The organism is Hydrogenophaga luteola (assembly GCF_042648585.1).
GTDB lineage: Bacteria > Pseudomonadota > Gammaproteobacteria > Burkholderiales > Burkholderiaceae_C > Hydrogenophaga > Hydrogenophaga luteola.
On record NZ_JBHRXX010000001.1, the window covers coordinates 40602 to 64028 of the forward strand.

The 23427-nt window shown below is 71.0% G+C and carries 20 protein-coding genes; 16 read left to right on the forward strand and 4 right to left on the reverse strand.

The window, feature by feature from the left end; all coding sequences use genetic code 11:
- The first annotated feature begins 1 nt into the window (after position 1).
- The 15 genes from ACFOPI_RS00195 to ACFOPI_RS00265 are packed head-to-tail and all read left to right on the forward strand — an operon-like array spanning position 2 to position 18545.
- Positions 2-1420: a hypothetical protein gene (locus tag ACFOPI_RS00195; protein WP_382169573.1), complete on the forward strand. Its 1419-nt coding sequence runs from the start codon at positions 2-4 to the stop codon at positions 1418-1420.
- Positions 1417-2682, forward strand: a complete 1266-nt coding sequence (locus tag ACFOPI_RS00200; RefSeq protein ID WP_382169575.1) for an oligosaccharide flippase family protein — start codon at positions 1417-1419, stop codon at positions 2680-2682. The genes ACFOPI_RS00195 and ACFOPI_RS00200 overlap by 4 nt, the downstream gene beginning before the upstream one ends.
- A gap of 51 nt (positions 2683-2733) precedes the next feature.
- A complete protein-coding gene (locus ACFOPI_RS00205) occupies positions 2734-3648 on the forward strand; it encodes a glycosyltransferase family 2 protein (RefSeq protein WP_382169577.1) in 915 nt (304 codons plus the stop codon).
- On the forward strand, positions 3645-4910 hold the full coding sequence (locus ACFOPI_RS00210) for a glycosyltransferase family 4 protein (protein WP_382169579.1): 1266 nt from the start codon (positions 3645-3647) through the stop codon (positions 4908-4910). Before ACFOPI_RS00205 ends, ACFOPI_RS00210 begins: the two co-directional genes overlap by 4 nt.
- Positions 4911-6155: a polysaccharide pyruvyl transferase family protein gene (locus ACFOPI_RS00215; RefSeq protein ID WP_382169581.1), complete on the forward strand. Its 1245-nt coding sequence runs from the start codon at positions 4911-4913 to the stop codon at positions 6153-6155.
- Positions 6130-6495 carry a hypothetical protein gene (locus tag ACFOPI_RS00220; RefSeq protein WP_382169583.1) on the forward strand — a complete coding sequence of 122 codons (366 nt, stop codon included), beginning with the start codon at positions 6130-6132 and terminating at the stop codon, positions 6493-6495. The genes ACFOPI_RS00215 and ACFOPI_RS00220 overlap by 26 nt, the downstream gene beginning before the upstream one ends.
- Positions 6492-8084: a hypothetical protein gene (locus ACFOPI_RS00225; RefSeq protein ID WP_382169585.1), complete on the forward strand. Its 1593-nt coding sequence runs from the start codon at positions 6492-6494 to the stop codon at positions 8082-8084. The genes ACFOPI_RS00220 and ACFOPI_RS00225 overlap by 4 nt, the downstream gene beginning before the upstream one ends.
- Before the next feature lie 5 nt (positions 8085-8089).
- Entirely contained in the window at positions 8090-10420 is a 2331-nt protein-coding gene (locus ACFOPI_RS00230) for a GumC family protein (RefSeq protein WP_382169586.1), read from the forward strand.
- A gap of 24 nt (positions 10421-10444) precedes the next feature.
- A complete protein-coding gene (locus ACFOPI_RS00235) occupies positions 10445-11494 on the forward strand; it encodes a J domain-containing protein (protein ID WP_382169588.1) in 1050 nt (349 codons plus the stop codon).
- The gene (locus tag ACFOPI_RS00240; protein ID WP_382169590.1) at positions 11491-12642 is read left to right on the forward strand and encodes an acyltransferase family protein; all 1152 of its coding nucleotides are present in this window, start codon (positions 11491-11493) and stop codon (positions 12640-12642) included. Before ACFOPI_RS00235 ends, ACFOPI_RS00240 begins: the two co-directional genes overlap by 4 nt.
- A gap of 31 nt (positions 12643-12673) precedes the next feature.
- A complete protein-coding gene (gene galE / locus ACFOPI_RS00245; protein WP_382169592.1) occupies positions 12674-13660 on the forward strand; it encodes a UDP-glucose 4-epimerase GalE in 987 nt (328 codons plus the stop codon).
- A 4-nt stretch (positions 13661-13664) separates the two neighbouring features.
- Positions 13665-14843, forward strand: coding sequence for an aminotransferase class I/II-fold pyridoxal phosphate-dependent enzyme (locus ACFOPI_RS00250; protein WP_382169594.1), 1179 nt, complete (start codon positions 13665-13667; stop codon positions 14841-14843).
- Entirely contained in the window at positions 14840-16585 is a 1746-nt protein-coding gene (locus ACFOPI_RS00255) for an FAD-dependent oxidoreductase (RefSeq protein WP_382169596.1), read from the forward strand. Before ACFOPI_RS00250 ends, ACFOPI_RS00255 begins: the two co-directional genes overlap by 4 nt.
- Positions 16582-17457, forward strand: a complete 876-nt coding sequence (locus ACFOPI_RS00260; protein WP_382169598.1) for a glycosyltransferase family 2 protein — start codon at positions 16582-16584, stop codon at positions 17455-17457. The genes ACFOPI_RS00255 and ACFOPI_RS00260 overlap by 4 nt, the downstream gene beginning before the upstream one ends.
- Complete coding sequence (locus ACFOPI_RS00265) at positions 17454-18545, forward strand: glycosyltransferase family 4 protein (protein WP_382169600.1); 1092 nt, start codon at positions 17454-17456, stop codon at positions 18543-18545. The genes ACFOPI_RS00260 and ACFOPI_RS00265 overlap by 4 nt, the downstream gene beginning before the upstream one ends.
- A 30-nt stretch (positions 18546-18575) precedes the next feature.
- Here the strand turns inward: ACFOPI_RS00265 and mltA are convergent, their stop codons facing one another.
- Entirely contained in the window at positions 18576-19793 is a 1218-nt protein-coding gene (gene mltA / locus ACFOPI_RS00270; RefSeq protein ID WP_382169602.1) for a murein transglycosylase A, read from the reverse strand.
- Here mltA and ACFOPI_RS00275 point away from each other — a divergent pair.
- Entirely contained in the window at positions 19726-19866 is a 141-nt protein-coding gene (locus ACFOPI_RS00275; protein WP_382169603.1) for a hypothetical protein, read from the forward strand. The genes mltA and ACFOPI_RS00275 overlap by 68 nt on opposite strands.
- A gap of 3 nt (positions 19867-19869) precedes the next feature.
- On the opposite strand, the gene ACFOPI_RS00280 is transcribed toward ACFOPI_RS00275, so the two are convergent.
- From ACFOPI_RS00280 to ACFOPI_RS00290, 3 genes are all read right to left on the reverse strand, one after another.
- Positions 19870-20508 carry a response regulator transcription factor gene (locus tag ACFOPI_RS00280; protein WP_382169605.1) on the reverse strand — a complete coding sequence of 213 codons (639 nt, stop codon included), beginning with the start codon at positions 20506-20508 and terminating at the stop codon, positions 19870-19872.
- Between the two features lie 98 nt (positions 20509-20606).
- Positions 20607-22604: a two-component system sensor histidine kinase NtrB gene (locus tag ACFOPI_RS00285; RefSeq protein ID WP_382169607.1), complete on the reverse strand. Its 1998-nt coding sequence runs from the start codon at positions 22602-22604 to the stop codon at positions 20607-20609.
- Positions 22605-22608: 4 nt separating this feature from the next.
- On the reverse strand, positions 22609-23415 hold the full coding sequence (locus ACFOPI_RS00290; RefSeq protein ID WP_382169609.1) for a carbon-nitrogen hydrolase family protein: 807 nt from the start codon (positions 23413-23415) through the stop codon (positions 22609-22611).
- Positions 23416-23427: the final 12 nt, after the last annotated feature.

A 23427-nucleotide genomic window follows, 5' to 3' on the forward strand; every position in this document is an offset into this window, starting at 1 on the left:
CATGGAGATGGTGGTGATCGGGCTGTTCTGGGTGCTGGCGCTGCGGGTGCTGATCGGCAAGTCGCGCACGGGGCTGAGCATCTTCTTCGCGTCGATCCCGTTCGGCGCGCTAGCGGTCATTCCCACCAACCTGACCGGCGGCCTCACTCTGACGCCGACGCCGATCATCGCCCTGCTCATCGGCGCCCGGCTGCTGCTGAACCCGCAGGACCGCCAGGCGCTGGCAGGCATCGCCCTGTCGAAGAACGGCACCGTGTACCTCACGGCGTTCTGGCTGGTCGCCTGCGCGGCCACGCTGCTGATGCCGCGCATCTTCGAAGGCCAGGTGACCATCTTCCCGGTGCGCTCGGCGGAGATGATCGTCGAGGAGCTGCTGCACCCGACCACCCAGAACTTCTCCCAGCTGACTTACCTCTCGATCTCGGTGTTCGCGGTGTTCTGCTTCATCCGGCTGACCTGCAAGCACTACCAGCCCGCCGACCTCCTCGGGCCGATCCGGGTCGGCGCCCTGGTCACGGTCGCCACCGGCGCCATCGACTACGCCAGCAACTTCGTCAACCTCACCTCGGTCCTCGACCCGTTCCGCACCGCCTCGTACGCCCTGCTCACCACCAACGAGGTGTTCGGCAACAAGCGCACCGTCGGCCTGATGCCCGAAGCCTCGTCCTACGGCTCGGTGTGTGTCTTCTTCCTGTCGCTGCTCTACTTCCTGCGCCTGACCGTGCACCAGGACCGGCTGGGCTATGCCAAGAACATGGGGCTGGTGTTCGCCCTGCTGCTGATGGCGCTGCTGTCCACCTCGTCGGCCGCCATCGTCTGTGTGGGCGTGTTCCTGGTGCTGGTGGTGGTGGACTGGCTCTGGAGCGATGTGCACCTGCGCAAGGCCCCGCTCACCCGTTCCGCGCTGCTGTGGGGCTGCGTGCTCTCGCTGGCGATGCTGTACCTGTCGTTCCAGCCCCGGCTGCTCGATGAGCTGACGGAAATCTTCAACCACATGGTGGTCTACAAGACCGAGTCGCAGTCGTACGAGGAACGCACGCTGTGGACCACCGTCAGCCTGCAGGCGCTGCAGGACACCTACGGCCTAGGCGTTGGCGTGGGGGGCACGCGCACCTCCAGCTTTCTGGCCGCCCTGTTCAGCAACACCGGCGTGCTGGGCGGGCTGCTGTTCATGGCCTTCCTGCTCAAGGCCCTGCTGGGCCGCAGCCACCACGACCGCTCGACCCTGCTGCGCTCGGTGCAGCGCGGGCTGTTCTTCGCCTTCCTGCCGCCCTTTGCCAACCTGCTGATGGTGGGCACCTCGACCGACTTCGGCCTGCCCCTGGCCTACCTGCTGGGCATCAAGCTGGGCCTGATGGCCCGGCACCCGGCGCGCGCCAGCGCGCCGGTGCCGGCACCGCTGCTGCAGGGGGCCCGATGAGCGCCAATCCCGCCGCCACCCGCTCGTCGCTGGACTTCGCGTTCGTCTACGCGGCCTACTGCCTGCGCTACGTCTACCTGCTGGTGCTGATTCCCTTCTACGGACGGGTCCTGGGCATGGAGGGTTACGCCGTGGTGCTGTCGGCGCTGTCGCTGATGAACCTGGTCTGGATCTTCAACAACTGGGGCCTGGCGCCGGCCGGCACCCGCGCCATCGCCACCGCGTCGGCACCCGGGCAGCAGTCGGACATCTTCGGCGCGCAGTTCAGCGCCCGGCTGCTGCTGATGCTCATCGTCGTGCCGGGCGCTCTGCTCGCCATCCAGCTCTCGCCCCTGCTGGCGGCCAACCGCTGGGCCGCCTGGGCGGCCATGGCCCTGGGCGTGGTCTCGGCCTTCAACCTGGGCTGGTACTACACCGGCACCCACCGCCCGCGCACCACGGTGCGGCTCGAAGTGATCGGCTTCGTGATCAACCTGTCGCTCATCCTGGCGCTGGTGCGCGCGCCCGAGGACGCCGACCTGGCGGTCTTCCTGATGCTGCTGTCGGCGCTGATCGTGTCGGTCATCGCCTACTGGTCGTGCCGGGGCGAGTTCCGCCTCGACCGGCTCATCCAGTGGCGCGCGGGGCTGCAGCTGATCCGCTCGTCGGGCTACCTGTTCCTCTACATCAGCAACGCGATCTTCGTCGGCGCGGCGCTGACCTACCTGCTGGGTCTGTTCGCCAGCGCGGACATGGTGGGCGCCTACGGCGCCGCCGACCGGCTGGTGGCGGCGGGCATCAGCATCATGACGCCCATGGGCCACATCTTCATCCCGAAGATCACCGCCTTGTTCGCCAGCCACCGCGACGACGCCTACCGGCTCTCGCGCAGGGTCGGCGCCCTGCTGCTGCTGGTGGCCACACTGGGCGCCGCCGTCAGCCACTGGTTCGCGCCGCCCATCGTCTCGCTGATCTTCGGCCCCGGCTTCGAGCAGACCGCCGCGCTGCTGCAGGTGCTGTCGGTGGTGTTCCCCATCAACGCCGCCATCATCGTGCTGGGCGCTTACCTGTTCATCCCGCAGCACCAGGAACGCACGCTGGCCGCCGTGGTCATCGCCGGCTCGGCCATGGGCATCGGCGCCCTGGTGCTCATGGGCCCCACCCACCAGGCCATGGGCGCGGCCTACGCCCGGATCACCGGCGACGCGATCACCCTCGCGCTGCTGCTGTTGTTCGCCTGGAAGAACGGCATCCTGCAGCGGCTGCTGTCCCTGCGCCGTTGAGCCCCGATGCCCGACCCGTTTTCACTTGAACCACAGACCTCCAGGAACCGCATGAAGGCCTATGTCGTCGTTGCCACCAAAGGAAGAGCGTCCGTCGCGGGCGGCGTCCTGCGCGCGCTGCAGCAGCAGACCTGCCCCGCCCAGCACATCGTCTTCGTGGGCAGCGAGCCCGCCGACGTGGCCGGGCTGGACACTCACCCGCTGTACGCCGCCGGCACGGTCTCGGTGCTGCTGTCGGACGCGGGCCTGACCCGCCAGCGCAACGCCGGGCTGGAGCGCCTGGCCACCCTGACCCGCGGCGAGGACCCGGCCCAGTGGTTCGTGGTGTTCTTCGACGACGACTTCCGGCCCGCGCCCGACTGGCTGGCCCACTGCCGCGCGGCCTTCCTGGGCGACCCGCAGCTGGTCGGCGTGGGCGGCACGGTGCTGGCGGACGGCATCACCGGCACCCCGATCACCGAGTCGCAGGCGCAGGACTTCATCGAATCCCGCAGCCCGCCGATGAAGCACACCTGGTCCGGCCCGCGCCGTGACGTGCCCGACCTCTACGGCTGCAACATGGCCTACCGGGGCAGCGTGGCCGGCCACGAGCGCTTCGACCCGGCGCTGCCCTTCTACGGCTGGCTGGAAGACGTCGACTACTCGGTCAAGGCCAGCCGCCAGGGCGCGCTGCGGCACATCCCCGAATGCCGCGGCGTGCACATGGGCAGCTCGTCAGGCCGCACCAGCGGCGTGCGCTTCGGCTACTCGCAGATCGCCAACCCGCTGTACCTGATCCGCAAGAAGACGCTGCCGCTCCAGAAAGGCGGCTGGACCCTGCTGCGCAACATGCTCTCCAACAGCGCCAACACGCTGCTGCGCAACCAGTCGCGCGACTACACCGGGCGGCTGCGGGGCAACTTCATGGCCATCCGCGACCTGTTCCGCGGCCATTGCCACCCGACCCGGGTCACGGGCATCCAGTGAGCGCCGACACCATGCAGCACCCCTTCCGCCTCGTCGTGCTCAACGACTTCGCTTCGGCCAACGGCGGCGCCTCGTCGCTGGCCATCGCGAACGCCAACCTGATGGCGTCCACCGGCATCGACGTCACCTACCTCTGCGGGGAGCACAGCCCCGCCGACGGCACCCTGAACGCCCGTGTCTCGCGCCTGGGCCTCAATGGCGCGGCCATCGACCCGGCCCGGCCGCTGAACAACGCCATCAACGGCCTCTACAACCCGGCCACCCAGCGCTTCCTGGCCGACTGGATCGGCGCGCACGACACGCCGCACACGGTCTACCACCTGCATGGCTGGAGCAAGATTTTTTCGCCCTCGGTGTTCAAGGCGCTGGCGCAGGTCGCCAGCCGCACCCTGGTGCATGCCCACGACTACTTTCCCGCCTGCCCCAATGGCGCGTTCATCAACTACCCGCAAATGAAAGAGTGCGACCTGCTGCCCACCCAGATGGGCTGCCTGTTCTCCAACTGCGACCAGCGCAGCTACCCCCAGAAGCTGTGGCGGCTGGCGCGGCACGAGATCAAGAACCGCTGGTTCGACCTGAAGGACTCGGCCTTTCGCATCGTGCTGCCGCACGAGGCCATGCGCCCCTACTTCACCCGCAGCGGCTGCAGGGACGGTTCGGTATTCACCGTGCCCAACCCGGTGGTGCCGTTCACCGACACCCGGATTCGCGCCGAGTCCAACGACGAGTTCCTGTTCATCGGCCGGCTGGTGCCCGAGAAGGGCGTCGACACCTTCCTGGCCGCCGCCCGGCACGCCCGGGTGAAGGCCAAGGTGATCGGCGCGGGGCCGCTGCTGGGGCCGCTGAAAGCGCAGTACCCGGAAGCCGAGTTCACCGGCTGGCAGGACCGCGACACCATCGGCACGCACCTGCGCAACGCGCGTGCGGTCATCATGCCGTCCAAGCTGCGCGAGACCTTCGGGCTGGTGGCCATCGAGTCCATCGCCAGCGGCATCCCGGTGGTGGTCTCCACCAGTTCGGCCGTGGCGGCGGACCTGGTGCGCATGAACGCCGGCCTGACGGTGGCGCCGGACGACGTGGCCGCGCTCGTGCCGGTGATGAACCGTCTGGCCGGATCCGACGAGCTGGTGCGGACCATGAGCGACAACGGCCACACCCACTGGCGGCAGGTGGCCAACACCACCGACAGCTGGGCCGATTCGCTGCGGTCCATGTACGGCACGCTGGCGGCCGGGGCCAGGCAGCCGGAAAGGGTGCACTGAATGGCCCCGCTCAAGGTCGGCATCGTGAACGTGGCCTACAGCCCCAACCTGGGCGACGGCCTGATCGCGGAGTGCCTGCGGCACGGGCTGGCGTCGTCGCCGGCCCGGCTCGAACCGCATTTCATCGATCTGGCGGGGCGCGAGAGCTTCTCGCAGGGCCTGCAGGCCAAGAAGCGCCTGAACCTCCTGCGCGCCCTGCTGCCCGGCTTCGCCCGGGGCGTCGCCGCCCGGGTCTACCTGGAGCTGCTGGTGCGCTTTCGCCTGCGGCCGTTCTACCGCCGCAAGATGGCCGGGCTGGATGCCATCGTGCTGGGCGGCGGCAACCTGCTGGCCGACCAGGACCTGAACTTCCCCAGGAAGGTCCACGGCGCCCTGATGGAGGCGGCCCGGCGGCGCCTGCCGGTGTACCTGTACGGCGTGGGGGTGTCCGACGACTGGTCGCCCACCGGCCGCCGCCTGTTCCTGGAGGCGCTGGGCGCCTGCGACCTGCGCCTGCTGTCCGTGCGCGACGCGCGCTCGGCCACGCTGCTGGCACGCGCACTGGGCGTGGCCGAGCAGGACATCGCCACCGTGCTCGACCCCGGCGTGTTCGCAGCGCTCGCGGTGCCGCCGGTGCCGCTGGAGCCACCGCCGCCCGAGGGCGTGGCCCGCATCGGCGTGGGCGTGATGAGCCCGGTCGAGCTGCGTTACCACGGCCTCGCGTCGATGGACGACCAGGTGCTTCTGGGCTTCTACCGGACCCTGCTGGCCAACCTGGCGGCGCGCGGCGCCCAGATCCGGGTCTTCACCAACGGCAGCCCCGAAGACCGTGCCTTCGCGCAGCGGGTGACCCGCGGGTTCAGCGAAGGCGGCCCGGTGTGCTCGCGCCTGATCGACGCGACCGAACACATCCAGACGCCGGCCGACCTGTGCCGGGTCATCGCCGGCTGCACCGGCGTCGTGGCCTTCCGCCTGCACGCCGTCATCGCCGCGCTGGCCTACGACAAGCCCTTCGTGGCGCTGGCCTGGGACAAGAAGGTCGGCGCCTTCCTGAACGAGGTGCAGCGCCCGCACGCCCTGGCCGACGTGTCCCGCACCTCGCCCTCGTCCATCGTCGACCGCCTGCTGTCACCGCCCTCGGCACCGCAGCCCCTGCCTTCGCAGGTGTGTGCCCAGCGCGCCCTGCGCTCGGTGCACCGGCTGGCCGACCTGATCGCCGTCGCCCCCGCCAGAGAAGCCCATGAGCCCCAAGAAGCCACCACTTGAGAAGGCCTGGCTGGCCACACCGCTGTGGGCCACCGGGGTCTCGGCCGCCGTGATCGCCGTGGCGCAGGTGGACCTGCTGCGGCCCTTCTACGCGCAATGGGACAAGGGCGCCCACGCCATGTGCTTCCTGGTCACCTGGTGGGTGTTCCACCGCGTGCTGGGCATGGGCCGGGTGGCGGCGCTGGTGCTGGCGGCCGCGCTGGGCGCGTTCATCGAGCTGCACCAGATCGGCCTGCCCGGCTTCAATGCGTCGTGGTCCGACTTTGCCGCCGACCTGGCCGGCATCGCCGCGGCCTGGGCCCTGGCGGCGGCGTTCCCCGCGCGGAAGGACTCGCCATGAGGTCGCTACCAGCCCTGGTGGCGGGTGCCGTGGCGCTGTGTTCGCTGCTGGCGCAGGCCGCCGACAACCCATTCGGCGTTGCCCCCTCGGCCTCGTCCTCCCGCAGCCTGTCCCGCTGGGTCGGGCCGATGGCCGAGGCCGGTGTGGGCTGGGTGCGCGGCTTCAGCCCCACGCTCGACCCGACGCAGACGGCGCGCAGCCTGCCGCCGTCCATGGGCTTCAGCGGCGTCCTGGAATACCGCGACCCGGCCGACCCGGTGGGCTGGCAGCAGTACGTGCGGGACCGGGTGCGGACCTTCCGGCCCCTGACCCGCCACTGGGAGGTCTGGAACGAGCCGCCCAACTTCACCCCGAACACGCCCCCCGAGGTCTATGGGCAGATGGTGGCGCTGGCCCACGACGCGGCCAAGGCCGTGGACCCGACGGTGCAGGTGGGCCTGGCGGCGCAGAGCGTCAACATCAACTACCTGGACCGCGCCCTGCTGTCCGGCGCCCGGGACAAGTTCGACTTCGTCACCGTGCACCCCTACGAAACGGCTGGCCTGATCCCCCGCGGTTTCGAGGCCCAGTTCATGGCCATCGTGCCGACCATCCGCAAGATGCTGCGCGCGCGCAACCCCGGGCGCGCCGACGTGCCGGTGTACTTCACCGAGGTGGGGCAGCCGGTCGACGCCCGGAACGACGAGACGGCGCAGGCCAGCCAGCTGATCAAGATCTACACCATGGGCCTGGCCCAGGGCGCCGCCCGCATCCACTGGTTCGAGCCGCTGGACGGCGACTCCGGCCCCTTCGGCCTGATCGGCCCCCAGGGCCAGCCGCGTCCCGCCCACACCGCCCTGCGCACGCTGAGCACCCACCTGGGCCCGCAGCCGCGTCCGCTGGGCTGGCTGCTGCTGGCCGGGCAGCACCACGGCTTCCTGTTCGATGGCCCGCAGGGCCTGGTGCTGGTGGCCTGGAGCCGGCCCGACAGCACCGCCACGGTGGCGCTGCCGGCCGGCAGCCGCGTGGTCGACCCGCTGTCGGGCGCAGCGCGGGCCGCCACCTCGCTGCCGCTGAGCACGCTGCCCACCCTGGCCCTGCTGCCCCGGGAGGCGAACGACTGGGTGCAGCAGGCCAGCACCAACCAGACCCGGCCCTTCCCCTGGCACGGCGACCACAGCGGCGCCCGCCGCATCGAATTCACCGCCCCCGGCGGCGAGGCCGGCGCGCGGGGCCTGCACCTGGTGCAGGCGCCCACGTGGCGCGCGCTGGGCACCGAGCCGGTGCTGGACGCGGCGCCGCGCGCCACCACCTCGTTCACGGTGGACCCCAACTTCCTGTCCTACAGCCCGCAGCCGCTGCGCATCACCGCCGTGGTGCGGCGCAATTCGGCGCAGGCGGCCGGGTTCAACCTGAAGTACGAAAGCCGCAGCGGCACCTCCAGCCTGGGCTGGAACACCGTACCGGCCCAGGGCGAATGGACCACCCTGAGCTGGTCCATCGCGGACGCCCAGTTCGTGGGCAAGTTCGGCTACCACTTTTCTTTTGATTCGGATTCCACCCGGCACAGCGGCTACAGCATCCGCAGCGTGTCGGTGAGCAAGGAGTGATCCCCATGTTGCCCAACACCTTCCCCCCCCGTGGTCCGTTCCCCTCGTCGGCGCTGACCCTGCCGCAGGCGCGCATGCTGCACACCGTCCAGCAGGCGCGCGAGGAGGCCGATGCGGTGCCCCGCGACGACATCGACCTCAAGGAGATCTTCCGCGCCATCGCCCGCCACAAATGGATGATCGCGGGCACCACCCTGCTGTGCGTGGGGGCGGCGGCCTTCTACACCCTGCGCATCACACCGCTGTACCAGGCCACCACCCTGATCCAGATCGACCGCAGCGCCCAGAAGGTGGTGGGGTTCAACACCGAGGTGGAGCTCGACCAGGGCACCGCGTCCGACCAGCTGCAGCTGCGCACGCAGATCGAGCTGCTCAAGAGCCGCTCGCTGGCCCTGCGCGTGATCGACGAGATGGGCCTGTACCGGCCGGACGAGGGCGGCGCGCCGCCGACCCCGGTGGCGCCCGCCGCGGCGCCCGACGCCGACGCCGGCTTCGTCGCCACGCTGCGCGAGCACTTCAACCGCCTGGTCTCCCCACCCGAGGACGGTGGTGAACGCCCCAGCCGCAACGAGACCGTGCGCGCCTTCAACGAGTCGGTCAGCATCGAGCCACGGCGCAGCTCGCGCCTGGTGGAGGTGCAGGTGGTGAACAAGGACGGCGAGCTCGCGGCTCGCATCGCCAACCAGATCGCACAGACCTTCATCGCGATGAACCTGGAGCGCAAGCTGGAAAGCTCGGTCTATGCCCGGCAGTTCCTGGAAGAGCAGATCCAGGTGACCAAGGCCAAGCTGGAGCAGAGCGAGCGGGTCATCAACCAGTACGCCAAGCGCAACGAGATCCTCAACCTGGGCGACAAGACCAGCGCCACCACCCAGACCTACGTCGACTTCTCCGCCGCGCTGGCCAAGGCCGAGCAGGACCGCATCAAGGCCGAGGCGCAGTACGAGGAGGTGCGCGCGCGGCCCGAGAGCGCCCCCAGCGTGCTGGACAACCTGGCGATCCAGACCTACAAGGAACAGCGCGCCCGGCTGGAGGCCGAGTACGCCAAGAACCTGGCGGTGTTCAAGCCGAACTACCCGGCCATGGTGCAGGCCAAGTCGCAGATCGACGAGCTGCAGCGGCGCATCGACGCCGAGGTGGGCACCATCCTGGCCTCGATCAAGGGCCAGTACGAGGCCGCCAAGAAACAGGAGTCGCTGCTGCGCGCCCGCGTGGGCGCCTCGCGCGACGAGGTGCTGATGGTGCAGGACCGCAGCGTGGACCTGAACCTGCTCAAGCGCGAGCTCGACACCAACCGGCAGGTCTACGACAGCCTGCTGCAGCGGCTCAAGGAGGTCAGCGTCACGGCTGGCCTGAACACCAACAACATCTCGGTGGTGGACCCGGCCGAGCCCGCGCTCAACCCGGTGCAGCCCCGCCCCGCGATCAACCTGGCGGTGGGACTGATGCTGGGCCTGCTGGCCGGCGTGCTGGTGGCCATCCTGCGCGAGCAGATGGACGACTCCGTCAAGCACGAGGACGAGGTGGAACGCGTGTTCGCGCTGCCCCTGCTGGGCTGGATACCGGAGACCCGCAAGCCGCGCGGCATGTCCATCGAAGCGCTGGGCCTGCTCGCCCACGCGGAGCCGCGCAGCAGCTTCTCGGAGGCCTACCGTTCCATGCGCACCGCGCTGCAGTTCTCCACCACCGAGGGCGCGCCGCGCCACATCATGGTCACCAGCTGCGGCAAGAACGAGGGCAAGACCACCTCGGCCCTGGCCCTGGCCATCAACTTCGCGCAGCTGGGCCAGCAGGTGCTGCTGATCGACGCCGACATGCGCCTGGCCTCGGTCCACAAGGCGCTGGGACTGCCCAACGACCGTGGCCTGTCCACGCTGCTGATGGGCGAGGCGCCCACCAAGGACCTGATCCTCAAGACCATGGTGCCCAACCTGGGTGTGCTGCTGGCCGGCCCCACGCCACCCGACCCGGTGGAGCTGCTGATGGGCCCGGGGCTGCGCCAGCTGCTCGACCAGGCCCTGGCGCTGGGCTTCACGCAGGTGATCATCGACGGGCCGCCGCTGCTGGGCATCGCGGACGCCATCGTGCTGGGCAACCAGGTGCAGCACATCGTGTTCGCGGTGCGGGCCGACAGCACGCGCAAGAAGAGCATCAAGGACGCGCTGCGCCGCCTGCGCAACGCCGGGCTGGCGCCGATGGGGGTGGTGCTGACCCACGCCCGCACCGAGCACACCAACAACGACGCCTTCGACGCGTACTACGGCTACGGCCACCCGCCCGGCCACACCGTGCCAGGTCTGCTGGGCGCCACAGGCGGGGCACGCGCCGCGTCCTGAGCCCCCGCGCGCTGAGCATCCGCCATGCAGCCCATCCCGCCCCCCCCTGTCGCCCACCCGCGCGCCGGCGGCGTGCTGGGGGCCCTGCTGGACTTCGAGCAGGCGCCAGGCCGCTACCCGGTGGCCCGGCGCGAGCCCGCCCTGCTGTTCGACCAGCTGGGCACGGTGCTGCGCCTGGCCTCGAACCGCGCGGTCGACGGGGGCACGGCCTCGGCGCCGCGCGCGCGCCAGGCGGCGCGCTTCTTCGTGCGCACCGTGATGCTGCGGTCCGGCGCCGACCACTACACCCTGCTGGGCCTGACGCCGGCGGCCACGCCCGAGCAGTTGCGCGAGCACTACCGGATGATGATCCGGCTGGTGCACCCGGACTTCGTCCACGCGGAAGAAGCCTGGCCGGCCGATGCGGCGGCCCGCATCAACATCGCCCACGACGTGCTGTCCTCGCCCGAACGGCGCCAGCGCTACGACGCCACCCTGGCGCCGCCCCGCGCCCAGCCCCAGCCCGCGCCGGTGGTCCCGCCGCGCCCGCGCGGCCGCGGGGCGCCACCGAAGCGCCTGCCGGCACGGCGGACCACGCAAGGAGTGGTCGCCGCGATCCTGCTGCTGGCGGGCCTGGGCTGGTGGGTCGGTGGCCCCCGGCGCTCGGGCGGGTCGCTGATGGCCCAGGCACCGCGGCCCGACAAGACCGTGCCCCCGGCCGGACCGGTCACGGCACCGCCCGCGCTGCGGCTGGAGGACGTGCGCCCCACGCTGGACCAGGTGCTGGGCGCCCTGCGCTCGGGCCGGGGCGAAACGGTGCTGCAGGTGCTGCACCAGGAATGGCGCAGCCACCCGGAGACCACGCGCTTCGTGGGCGACTTCAACCAGCGGCTGGCAGGTCGCACCGTGCGGGGGCTGGACGAGGTGAAGAACCAGCTGTCCCGCGCGGCCGACGGCTTCGTGGTGGACAGCGCGCTCGACTTCCGGCTGCAGAACGCCCAGCAGCAGGACGAAACCCTGCGTCTGAACCTGCAGAGCGTGTTCCAGGTGCAACAGGGATCGCCCGTGCTGACCCGACTGGTGGCCCAGCCATGAAGACGCCCGCCACCGGCCATGTGCACGGCATCGACCTGCTGCGCTTCCTCGCAGCCCTGTCGGTGGTGCTGTTCCACTTCAGCCTGTTTGGTGTGGCGGCGCCGACCTATGGCGCCAGCGGGGCGGACGCCGCGTTCGCATTCCTGCCCGGTGCGGTGTCCGCCGGCTGGATCGGCGTGCAGTTCTTTTTCGTGTTGTCCGGCTTCGTCATCGCCCAGTCGGCCACAGGCGTGTCCTGGCAGGGCTTCGCCATGAAGCGCGCGGTCCGCATCCTGCCGGCGCTCTGGATCTGCGCGACCCTGTCGCTGCTGGTGCGGGTGGCCGCCGGGGAGCCCCTGCCGGAGCGGCTGCTGGACTGGCTGCGCACCGTGGTGCTGTCTCCCAAAGGCCCCTACATCGACGGCGTGGTCTGGACGCTGGTGGTCGAGGCGGTCTTCTACGCGCTGGTCTGTGCGGCGCTCGCGCTGCAGCAGCGCCTGGGCGGCCCGCAGAGCCTATGGCTGCAGCACCTGGCCGTGCTGCTCGGCACCGTGAGCGGGCTGTTCCTGCTGTTTCGCAGCGCGACCGTGGCCCTGGGCCTGCAACTGTCGCCGCCGCTGGACTGGTTCGGATTCAAGGTCCTGCTGCTGCACCACGGCGTCTACTTCGCCCTGGGCATGACGCTCTTCGCCATCACCCGCAGCGGCCGCTCCGCCAGGAAGCTGGCGTTCAGCGCGCTGCTGGTCCTGCTGTGCCTGCTGGAGATCGGCCTCAAGGCCGACACCCGCGGCGAACGGGTGGTGGCGGCGGCCGTGTGGCTGGGCATGCTGGCCGCGCTGCTGCTGTCCATCACCACGCGCCGGCCCCATTCGCACCAGGCCCGTGCCAGTGGCCTGCTGACCACCCTGGGCAAGGTGTCGTATCCGCTCTATCTGGGGCACCTGGTGCTGGGCATGTACCTGGTGCCCCAACTGGCGGCGGTCATCGAACACCGGGGGCTGCTGCTGGTGGTCTGCCTGCTGCTCATCAACACCCTGGCCCTGTGGATCGCCCTGGGCCCGGAGCCCTGGGGCCAGCAGCGCTTGAAGCGCCTGCTGTACCGCCTGGCATCCGGCCACCCGCCGGCCCACCCAACCACTCCGGCGGGACTCAAGCGCTCCGTCCACTGAACAAATTGGCAACCAACCCATGGGAGAACACATGAACATCCTGGTCGTCGGCGGTGCCGGCTACATTGGCTCACACATGGTCAAGCACCTGGCCCTGGCGGGCTGCGAGGTGACCACCCTCGACAACCTGGTCGGCGGTTTTCGCGACGCGGTGCTGCATGGCCGCTTCGTCGAAGGCGACATCGCCGACCGCGCGCTGCTGGACCGGTTGCTGCGCGAGCAGCGCTTCGACGCCGTGATGCACTTTGCCTCGCACATCCAGGTCGGCGAGTCGGTGCAGGACCCGGGCAAGTACTACCGCAACAACGTGGTGAACACGCTGAACCTGCTGGACGCGATGCGGCACGCGGGCGTGATGCGCTTCATCTTTTCATCGACCGCGGCGATCTTCGGCGAGCCCCAGACCGAACGCATCGCCGAAGACCACCGCCAGCAGCCGATCAACCCCTACGGCCGCAGCAAGCTGATGGTGGAGCAGGCGCTGGCCGACTACGACCGCGCCTACGGCCTGCGCTCGGTGTGCCTGCGCTACTTCAATGCCGCGGGGGCCGACCCCGATGGCCAGCTGGGCGAACGCCACGAGCCCGAGACGCACCTGATTCCGCTGGTGCTGCAGGCAGCCTCGGGCCGGCGCCCCCACATCTCGGTGTTCGGGCAGGACTACGACACGCCGGACGGCACCTGCATCCGCGACTACGTGCACATCCACGACCTGTGCCAGGCGCACGGCCTGGCCCTGCAGAGCCTGATGGCCGGCGACCCCAGCCAGGCCTACAACCTGGGCAACGGCCACGGCTTCTCGGTGAACGAGGTGATCGAGGCCGCGCGGCGGGTGACCGGGCGCGACATCTCCGTGCAGTACGCGCCGCGCCGCCCGGGCGACCCCGCCCGCCTCGTGGCCGACTCGACCCTGGCCCAGCGGCGCCTGGACTGGCGGCCCCAGTACGCGGCGCTGGACACGCTGGTGGAACATGCCTGGCGCTGGGAGTGCCGAGCCCTGCAACCGGTGGAGGCCTGAGACCATGATGCGCGCCGTGGGCCTGCGGGAGCTGCTGAACCTGGGCGTGGTGATCGCCCGGGGCGATCTGCAGCGCTATGCGCGCGGCCAGGACGGCTTCACCGCGCGCTTCGAGCAGCGGCTGGCCCGACTGGTCGGCGTGCGGCATGCGCTCACGGTCAACAGCGGCTCCAACGCACTGATCGCCGCGCTGGCGGCCGCGGGCATCGGGCCCGGCGACGAGGTGCTGGTGCCCGCCTACACCTGGGTGTCCACCGCGCTGGCGCCGCTGGCCGTCGGCGCCGTGCCCGTACTGGTCAACATCGACGAGTCGCTGACCATCGATCCGCAGGACATCGAACGCAAGATCACGCCCTTCACCCGGGCCATCGTGCCGGTGCACATGCAGAACGCGGTGTGCGACATGGACACCATCATGGCGATCGCGCGCCGCCACCGGCTGCTGGTGATCGAAGACGCCTGCCAGGCCGTGGGCGTGCGCTACAAGGACCGCCGGGTTGGCGGCATCGGCGACCTGGGCGTGTTCAGCTTCAACCAGCACAAGAACATGAGCGCCGGAGAAGGTGGCGCCGTGCTGACCAACGACGACCGCTGGTTCGAGCGCGCACGGATGTTCCACGACCCGGGAGCCTTCATCCGCGGCCATGCACCGACCGACGAGCCCCTGTTCTCGGCCCTGAACTGCCGCGTGTCCGAGCTGACCGGCGCGGTGCTGCACGCGCAGCTGGGCCGGCTGGAGCCGATGCTGGGCACCCTGCGCGCGCGCTATCCCGGTGTCGCGCAGATCTTTGCCGGTCAGCCCCACTGCCGTCCCTCGCCGCACAACGACCCGGAGAACGCGGTGGCGCTGAGCGTGATCTTCGACGACCCGCAGGAGGCGCAGGCCTTCGGGCAGACGCAGGGCGCGGGCCGTCTGATCGACACCGGCCGCCATGTGTTCACCAATTGGGAGGCGGTGCTGAACAAGCGCTGGTTCCACGAACGCATGAACCCGCACCAGTGGGCCCCGCGCGAAATCCGCTACCGGGCCGAGGACCACCAGGCCACGCTGGACATCCTCGCACGGACCTGCCGGGTGTCGCTGGGCGCGCGCTACCCGGCGCCGGTCATGTGGCTGCAGAAGGAACGGCTGCGCGCTGCCATCGCCCGCAGCGCCGCCCAGCGGGTGGGGGCGATGGCGTGATCCAGGACCTCGCCGATCTGGGTTATGCCCCCATCGGGCCCTGCGACGTGCTGATCGTCGGTGGCGGCCCGGCGGGCCTGACCGTCGCCCGCGGGCTGGCGGCGGCGGGTCGCCGCACCCTGGTGCTGGAAAGCGGCGGGCTGCAGGAACAGGAGAGCACCGAGGCGCTCAACGAAACGCTGAGCGAAGCGGGTCTCTGGACGCCGCACCAGGCCGACCGGCGCCAGCGCTTCCACGCGCCCCAGACCCGCATGTGGGCGCATGGCCGGCAAGGCTTCGGCGTGCGCTGCCGGGCGCTGGGCGGCTCGACGGTGGCCTGGGCCGGCAAGTCGGCCGCGTTCACCGAGCTGGACTACGCGGTGCGCCCCTGGGTGCCGGACAGCGGCTGGCCGGTGAAGGCGGCCGACCTCGCCCCCCACCTGGACCGGGCGGCGGACGCGCTCAATCTGGGCATCAACTGCTACGACGGCCGCCTGTGGGAGCACCTGCGCCGCGCGCCGCCGCAGCGCCCGGACCCCGCCGTGCTGGACTCCTTCTTCTGGCAGTTCGCGCGCTCGACGCTGGACCCGACCGATGTGCTGCACGCCGGCACCGAATTCCTGCACGCCGCACCGGAAGGCTGCCGCGTGCTCACCGGCGCCACCGTGCTGGAGGTGCTGACCGATGCATCGGGCACGCGCGCCTGCGCGGTGCGGGTCGCCGACGCAGACGGCGCGCGCCGGGTCATCGAGGCCCGGACCATCGTGCTGGCGGCCAGCGCGATCGAGAACGCGCGCCTGCTGCTGAACTCGCGCTCACACCACCACCACGGCCTGGGCAACCAGCACGACATGGTCGGGCGCTGCCTGATGGACCATCCCTGCGCACGGATCGCCCGCTTCAGCCCCCAGGCGATTCCTGCCATGTCCCGGCTCTACGGCTTTTACGGTCTGCGGGGCCCGCGGGGCGTCAGCATGTACATGCACGGCCTGGCCCCGACGGCCCGCGTCCAGGCCGCCGAGGGCCTGCTCAACTGCGCCGCCTACACCATGGGGGAGCGCGCGCCGGACGACCCCTGGAGCGCGGTGCGCCGCATCGCCAAACGGCAGAGCCGGAACGTCCTGTCCGACACCCAGGCCATCCTCAAGTCCCCGGGCATCATGGCCAAGGGGCTGGCACGCCTGGCCTTCCAGAGCCCGCGCTTCCCCAAGGCCTGGACGCACTTCGCGGTCCAGCAGGTGCTGCGCTGGCGGCCGGGTCTGGCGGTCGAGGAGTACCTCACGCGCGGCGTGCCGCACAAGCTGGTGGGACTGTCGCTCGACGCCGTCTGCGAACAGGCGCCGGACCGGGCCAACCGCATCGAGCTCTCGCCCAAGACCGACCGCTTCGGCATGCCGCTGCCGGTGGCGCGCTGGCGCATCGGCGAACAGGAGCTGCACACCCTGACCCGCCTGGCGGCCCTCGTGCAGCAGGAGTTCGCCCGGGCAGGTCTGCCGCCGCCGGCGATCGCCGACTGGATCGCCGACCGCGACGCGCACAGCCCCGACATCATCGACATGGGCCACACGGCCGGCACCACGCGCATGGCGGCCGATCCCGGCCGCGGCGTGGTGGACGCCGACTGCAAGGTGCATGGCGTCGACGGTCTCTACATCGCAGGCGCCTCCATCTTCCCGACCTCCGGCCACGCCAATCCCACGCTCATGATCGTGGCGTTCGCCCACCGGCTGGCCGACCACCTGGCGCGGCGGAGCCCAGCATGAACGTGGCGGTGATCGTGGCCTCCCTCGGGCGCCCGGACAGCGTCGCGGTGCTGCTGGACCGGCTGGCCGCGCAGACGCAGCGGCCCTCGCAGCTCATCCTGTCCATGGAAAGCCCGGCCGATGCGCCGCCCGCGCGGGACTGCCCGTTCCCGGTCGAGCAGGTCTTCGGTCCGCGCGGCTCCTGCGCCCAGCGCAACCGGGGTCTGGACCGGCTGAGCCCGGACGCCGGGGCCGTGGTCTTCTACGACGACGACTTTGTGCCCTCGCGCTTTGCCATCGCCGGCATCGCGCGGTTCTTCGAGCGGCATCCGGGCGTGGCCGGTGCGCACGGTCTGGTGCTGGCCGACGGCATCCAGGGCCCCGGCATCGCGCCCGACGACGCGGTGCGCATGGTCGACGCCGCCGACGCCGCGGGCGACCCGCAGACGCACACCATCCTGGCGCACACCCACGGGCTCTACGGCTGCAACATGGCCTACCGGGCCTCGGCCATCGCAGGCGTGCGCTTCGACGAACACCTGCCGCTCTACGCCTGGCTGGAAGACCTGGACTTCGGCGGCCGCGTCCCGGGACCGCTGGTGCATACGGACGCCTTCCAGGGCGTGCATTGCGGCGAGAAGCGCGGGCGCGAAAAGAGCGGACGCCGGCTGGGCTACAGCCAGGTCAGCAACCCGGTGTACCTGCTGCGCAAGGCCACGCTGCCACGCCGCATCGCGCTGCGCATGGTGCTGCGCAACCTGCTGGCCAACCACGCCCGGCTGCTGCACCCCGAGCCCTGGATCGACCGCCGGGGGCGCGCCGCCGGCAACTGGCTGGCCATTCTGGACATCCTGCGGGGGCGCGCCGACCCTCGCCGGATCCTGGAGCTGTGAACACGCAGGCCCCGCCCGGGGTGCTCATCAATGGCCGCTTCCTGTCCGCCGCGCCGACCGCGGTGCACCGCGTGGCCTACGAGCTGACTCGGGCCCTGGGCGAGCTGCCGCAGCGCCCACAGGTCTCCATCGCCGTGCCGCCCGGCGCGCGCCTGGCGTGGCCGGCCCCGAACCTGCCGGTCCGGGAAACCGGCCGGCTGCACGGCATCGCCTGGGAACAGCTCTTCCTTCCGCAGGCAGCACGCGGGCAGCTGCTGCTGGGCTTCTGCAACATGGCCCCGTTCAGCGTGCGCGCGGGCCTGACCATGGTGCACGACGCCCAGGTGTTCACCACCCCCCGGTCGTACGGCCAGGTGCGCAGCGCCTGGGCCCGGCTGCACATCCGGCGGGCGGGCGCCGCGCAGCGGGGCCTGCTCACGGTGTCCGAGTTCGCCAAGCGCGAACTCGTGTCGCTGGGCATCGCCCCGCCCGAGCGCATCCACGTCGTGCACAACGGGGTCGACCATGTGCGGCGCATTTCCCGGGACGACACCGTGCTGGGCCGCCTGGGTCTGAGCCCGCGGCGCTACGCGCTGGCGCTGGCCAACGTCCAGCCACACAAGAACATCGGCCTGCTGCTGCGGGCCTTTGCCCGCCCGGGTCTGGCGGGGCTGCCGCTGGTGCTGACCGGACGCGCCCGTGCCGCGGACTTTGCCGCGGCGGGCTGGTCCCTGCCCGCCAACACCGTGTTCGCCGGCTACGTGAGCGAGGGGGAAATGACCAGCCTGCAGGCCCACGCGCTGGCCGTCTGCACGCCCTCGCTGACGGAAGGCTTCGGCCTGCCGCCGGTCGAGGGCCTGATGCTGGGCACACCGGCCCTGATCGCTCCCTGCGGCGCGCTGCCCGAGGTCTGCGGGCCGGGCGCGCTGCAGGTCGATCCGCACGACCCGGTGGCCTGGGAGGGCGCGCTGCTGCGCCTGCAGAACGACCCGGCGTTGTGGCAGGGGCTAGCGGACGCCGGGCAGATCTATGCCGCCCGCTTCACCTGGGAGGCGGCGGCGCGCAAACTGGTCGAGGTGATCGCGCAGGTGACGGCGCAGTGGCCGTGACCGGGCGGGCGCAGACAGCCCGGTGCCGGCTCAGCGCGGCCAGAGCACCCACATCTGCAGCGGCTGCTTGAGCCGCGAGGCGAGCTGGTAGGGCGCATCGCCCCAGCCGCCCCAGCCGGTGAACAGGTCGGCGCGCACGGCGCCGGTGATGGCGCCGCCCGTGTCCTGCGCCATCACCAGGCGCTGCTGGTTGTAGATCACGCCCTTGGAGGCCAGCCAGACCGGCGTGCCGTAGGGAATGCTCTGTGGATCGACAGCGATCGAGCGGCCCGGCGTCAGCGGCACGCCCTGCGCACCGGCGGGACCGAACCGCGCATTGAGATCGGTCAGCGGCACCTCGCGGAAGAACACCGTGCGCGGGTTGCTCCAGAGCAACTCGTTGAGCCGGCCGGGGTTCTGCGCGGCCCAGGCGCGAATGCCCTCCCAGTTGCCCTCGCGGATCTCGCGCCGGTCCAGCAGCCACTTGCCCACGCTCTGGTAGGGGTGGCCGTTGTGCGCCGCAAAGGCCACGCGGACCTGCTTGACGGTGCCGTCGGGCTCCTTGATGTTCAGCCGGCCCGAGCCCTGGATCTGCAGCACCAGGGCGTCGATGGGATCGGACAGCCAGGCGATGACCCGCCCCCTGAGCGCGGCCTGCGCCGCGGGCAGGGTGTCGATCTCCTGCCGGGTGTACCAGGGCGGCTCGGTGCTGCCCAGCCGCACGCCGACCGGCGGCGCGTACACCGGCACGCGGTGGCTGAAGGTGGTGGTGCGTGAGGCCTCCAGCACCGGTTCGTAATAACCGGTGAGCAGGCCCTGCGGCGTGCTGCCATCGGGCTCGACCACGCGGTAGGGCTGGAAGCGGCTTTCGATCCAGGCCTGCTGCTCGGCGGTGCCGGCCATGATCAGCGGCCGCAGCTCGGCGCACAGCGGCGCCTGCACCGGCGACGGCTTCTCGCAGCCGCGCACCCAGGCGGTCCAGACCTCGTGCAGGCTGTCCAGGCCCCAGCCGGGCAGGTCGGTCCAGCGCACCGGCACCCAGCGGCTGGCGGGCTGCTGGATGGCCGGCGGCAGGCTGCCGTCGGCCGGCCGGGCGCCCGGCGTCGGCCCCGAGGGCGGCAGCTCGACGGTGGTGCAGGCGGCCAGGCTGCCTACAATCAGCGCCGTCGTCCACCGAACCAGTGCGCTCCGGCCCCTGTCCATGACCCTGTTGCTGCTCGAAGCGCTCGCTGCGCTGGTACTGCTCATCTTCATCGTGTGGTGGACCATGTTCTCGGGTCGGAAAAACGGGGAGCTGCCCGAGGAGCGCAAGGCCGAGCGGCCCGATCCGCGGGACGAATGAGCCTCAGCGCGCCCCCAGCTGGCGCAGCGCGTTGGCCAGTTCGACGGCCGACTTCACGCCCATCTTGTCGAACACGCGCGCGCGGTGGACCTCCACCGTGCGCACGCTGATGTTGAGGCGGTCGGCCACCAGCTTGTTGGGCAGGCCGGCGATCACCAGGTCCATCACGTCGCGCTCGCGCTCGGTCAGGCCATCCAGCCGCTGCTGCACGCTGCGCTGCGCGCGCAGCCCCTCCTGCACCTGCGCCGACTGCGCCAGCGCCTGCTCGACACGGTCGACCAGGGCGTTGTCGGAAAACGGCTTCTCGCAGAAGTCGAAGGCGCCGCGCTTGACGGCGTCGACGGCGGTCGGCACGTCGGCGTGGCCGGAGAGGAAGATCACCGGCATGGCCGCCTGCCAGGGCAGCGCCAGCAGCTGCTCGAACAGCGCCAGGCCGCTGGTGCCGGGCATGCGCACGTCCAGCAGCAGGCAGCAGGGCACGGAGGGCTCGGAGGACCAGCGGGCGATTTCGGCCAGAAAGGCATCGGCGCTGTCGTAGCGCTCGCTGAGCAGGCGCCGCGTGCGCAGCAGCCAGGCCAGCGCATCGCGCACGCCCGCATCGTCGTCGACGATGAACACCTTGGCGTCGGGATGCTGGATCATGGGCGGGATGATAGTGAATCCGCCGCCGGACCACCCCAAATCGGATCAGTCCCCCTGGCGGGCAGCGACCCGCGCAGCGGCGGAGCGTGGGGGCTTGGTCACGCCGCTGGGAGGGTGAAGCGGAACACGGTGCCGCGCGGCTGGGCCGGCTCGAAGGTGAGGGCGCCGCCGTGCTGCTCGATCACGGTGCGGCACAGCGACAGGCCCAGGCCCATGCCCTCGGCCTTGGTGGTGAAAAAGGGCGTGAACAGCTTCTCGCGCACCTCGTCGCTCAGGCCCTTGCCGTGGTCGGTGACCGCGAACTCGACCCAGGTCTTGCGCTGAGGCTCGCCATCGGCGGTCTGCGTCCGGCGCGGCGCGATGTGGATCTGGATGCTGCGCAGCCCCGAAGCCAGTGGCGGGTCGCCTTCGGGCATGGCCTGCATGCCGTTGCGGGCCAGGTTCAGCAGCACCTGCTCGACCATGGTTCGGTCGCACAGCACCGACGGGCAGCCGGGCGCGATGCGGGTCTCCACCCGGATGTCCAGCTTCTTGGCCTGCAGGCCCAGCAGCGGCGTGATGGCGTCGAGCAGGGCGGCCGGCGACACCGCCTCGCGCACCTGCTCGCGCCGCCGCACGAAGTCGGCCACGCTCTTGATGACGCGCCCCGCGCGCTCGGCCTGTTCGCTCACACGCTGCATGGCCTGGCGCAGCAGGTCGGGCGGGGCGTCGGTGTCGTCCAGCAGGTTGAGCGAACCGCTGGCGTAGCTGGCGATAGCGGCCAGTGGCTGATTCAGTTCGTGGCTCAGCAGCGAGGCCATCTCGCCCACGGTGGCCAGGCGCGCAGTGGCCTGCAGCCGCTCCTGCGAGGCGCGGTTGAGTTCCTCGACCCGGCGCTGCTCGCTCAGGTCGAGGATGGCGCTCATGAAGCCGGTCTGCGCCCCCTGGGCGTCGATCAGCGGCGCCTCGATGATCAGCACCGGAAAGCGCGTGCCGTCCTTGCGCTGGAACACGGACTCGTAGCCTTCGCGCGGGAACACCTGACCGGCCAGCCGCACCGCCTGGCGCTGCTGGTACTCATCCACCAGCTCGGGCGGCCACCAGGGCGCGGGCAGGCCGGAGCCGATCAGCTCGCTGGCGGAGAAGCCCACCATCTGGCAGAACGCGGGATTCACATAGGTCACGCGCCCGTTCATGTCGCGCGCGCGCAGCCCGGTCACCAGCGAGTTCTCCATCGCCTTGCGGAAGGCCAGCGCCTCGGCCACCTCGGTCTCGGCGCGCTGGCGCCGCCGCATGTCGCGCCCCAGCAGCACCAGCACCGCCAGCAGGGCCAGCGAGAGCGCGCCCACCACCGCAGTCAGCACGTTGGGGAACAGGCCGACGACGCGGCGCGGGCCCTCCAGCCGCAGCACCAGCGTGTGGCCCGGCAGGTCCAGCAGGGCGCTGGCCACCTGCAGGCGGCGGTTGCTCGAGACGGCGCTGTAGAGCGCCAGCCGGGTGCCGTCGACCTCGGTGAAAGCCAGGCCACGGTTGCGCAACAGCGCCTTGTTGGTCAGTTCCGACAGCAGACCGGGCAGGGCGTAGGTGGCCACCAGATAACCCTCGGCCGCGCCGGTGCGCACCACCGGCAGGCACATCTCCATCAGCTCCATGCCCAGGCCGCTGCTCATGGGCCAGAAATAGCTGGGCGAGAACGAAGGCCCGGACACGCGCTGCGCGCTCTCGCAGGCCTGGCGCACATCGGGCAGGGCCTGGGCGCGCGACATCTGCCCGTACAGACCGGACACGTAGGAAGAATCGCGCTCGGCCAGGAGCCGCAGGCCAGCGTCGCGCCACTCCAGCCGTACCAGCTCGCGGTGCTGCTCCAGCACCTCGGCGGCCGGGTCCTGCCACGAGGCAGCCGTGGGGGCCACGCTGTGCAGCGCCTGCAGAGTCTGCACGTTGCGCACCAGACCACTGCGGATGTCGCCGGCCAGCGCGGACGCATCGCGCTCCAGCGCCTCCTGGTCGCGCGACTCCTCGTACTCGGCGGCGAGGAACACCAGCACGCCAAGCAGCACCACCACCAGCAGCAGCAGCGCACCCCACAGCAGCCAGCGCCGCGGCGGTCGTTTCATAGGCTCACAGCCTGCGGTGCTGGAGGGACGGCAGCTGTTCGCGCACGCTGCGCAGACGTTCAAGGTCGATGTCGGCCATCACCACGCCCGGGCCTTCGGCCTGCATCGCCATCACCTGGCCCCAGGGGTCGATCACCATGCTGTGGCCCCAGGTGCGGCGGCCGTTTTCGTGCACGCCGCCCTGGGCGCTGGCGATCAGATAGGCCTGGTTCTCGATCGCGCGGGCTCGCAACAGCACCTCCCAGTGCGCCTGACCGGTGGTGTGCGTGAAGGCCGCGGGCACCAGCAGCAGGTCGGCGGCGAGCATGCGGTAGAGCTCGCCGAAGCGCAGGTCGTAGCAGACGCTCATGCCGATGCGCCAGTGTTCGCCATGGCGCGTGGACATCTCGAACGAGACCGGCGTGTCGCCGGCCCGCAGCACGGCCGCCTCGTCGTAGGCCTCGCGCCCGTTGTCGTAGCGGAACAGGTGGATCTTGTCGTAGCGGGTGACGCAGTGGCCCTTGTGGTCGTAGACCAGCGAGGCGTTGGCCGCGTGGGTCGGGTCGTCGGTGGCCATGGGCAGGGTGCCGCCGACGATCCACAGCTTGAGTTCGCGCGCAGCGTCCGAGAGGAAGTCCTGCACCGTGCCCAGGCCGGTCTGCTCGGCCAGCAGCAGCTTGTCTGCGTCCTGCTGGCCCATGAAGCAGAAGTACTCGGGCAGCACCGCAAGTTCGGCGCCGGCGCGGGCGGCCTGGTCGAGCAGGGCGCGCGCGGCGCTGAGGTTGGCGTCCAGGCTGATGCCCGAGACCATCTGGATGGCGGCGACTTTCATGGGTGCTCCTTG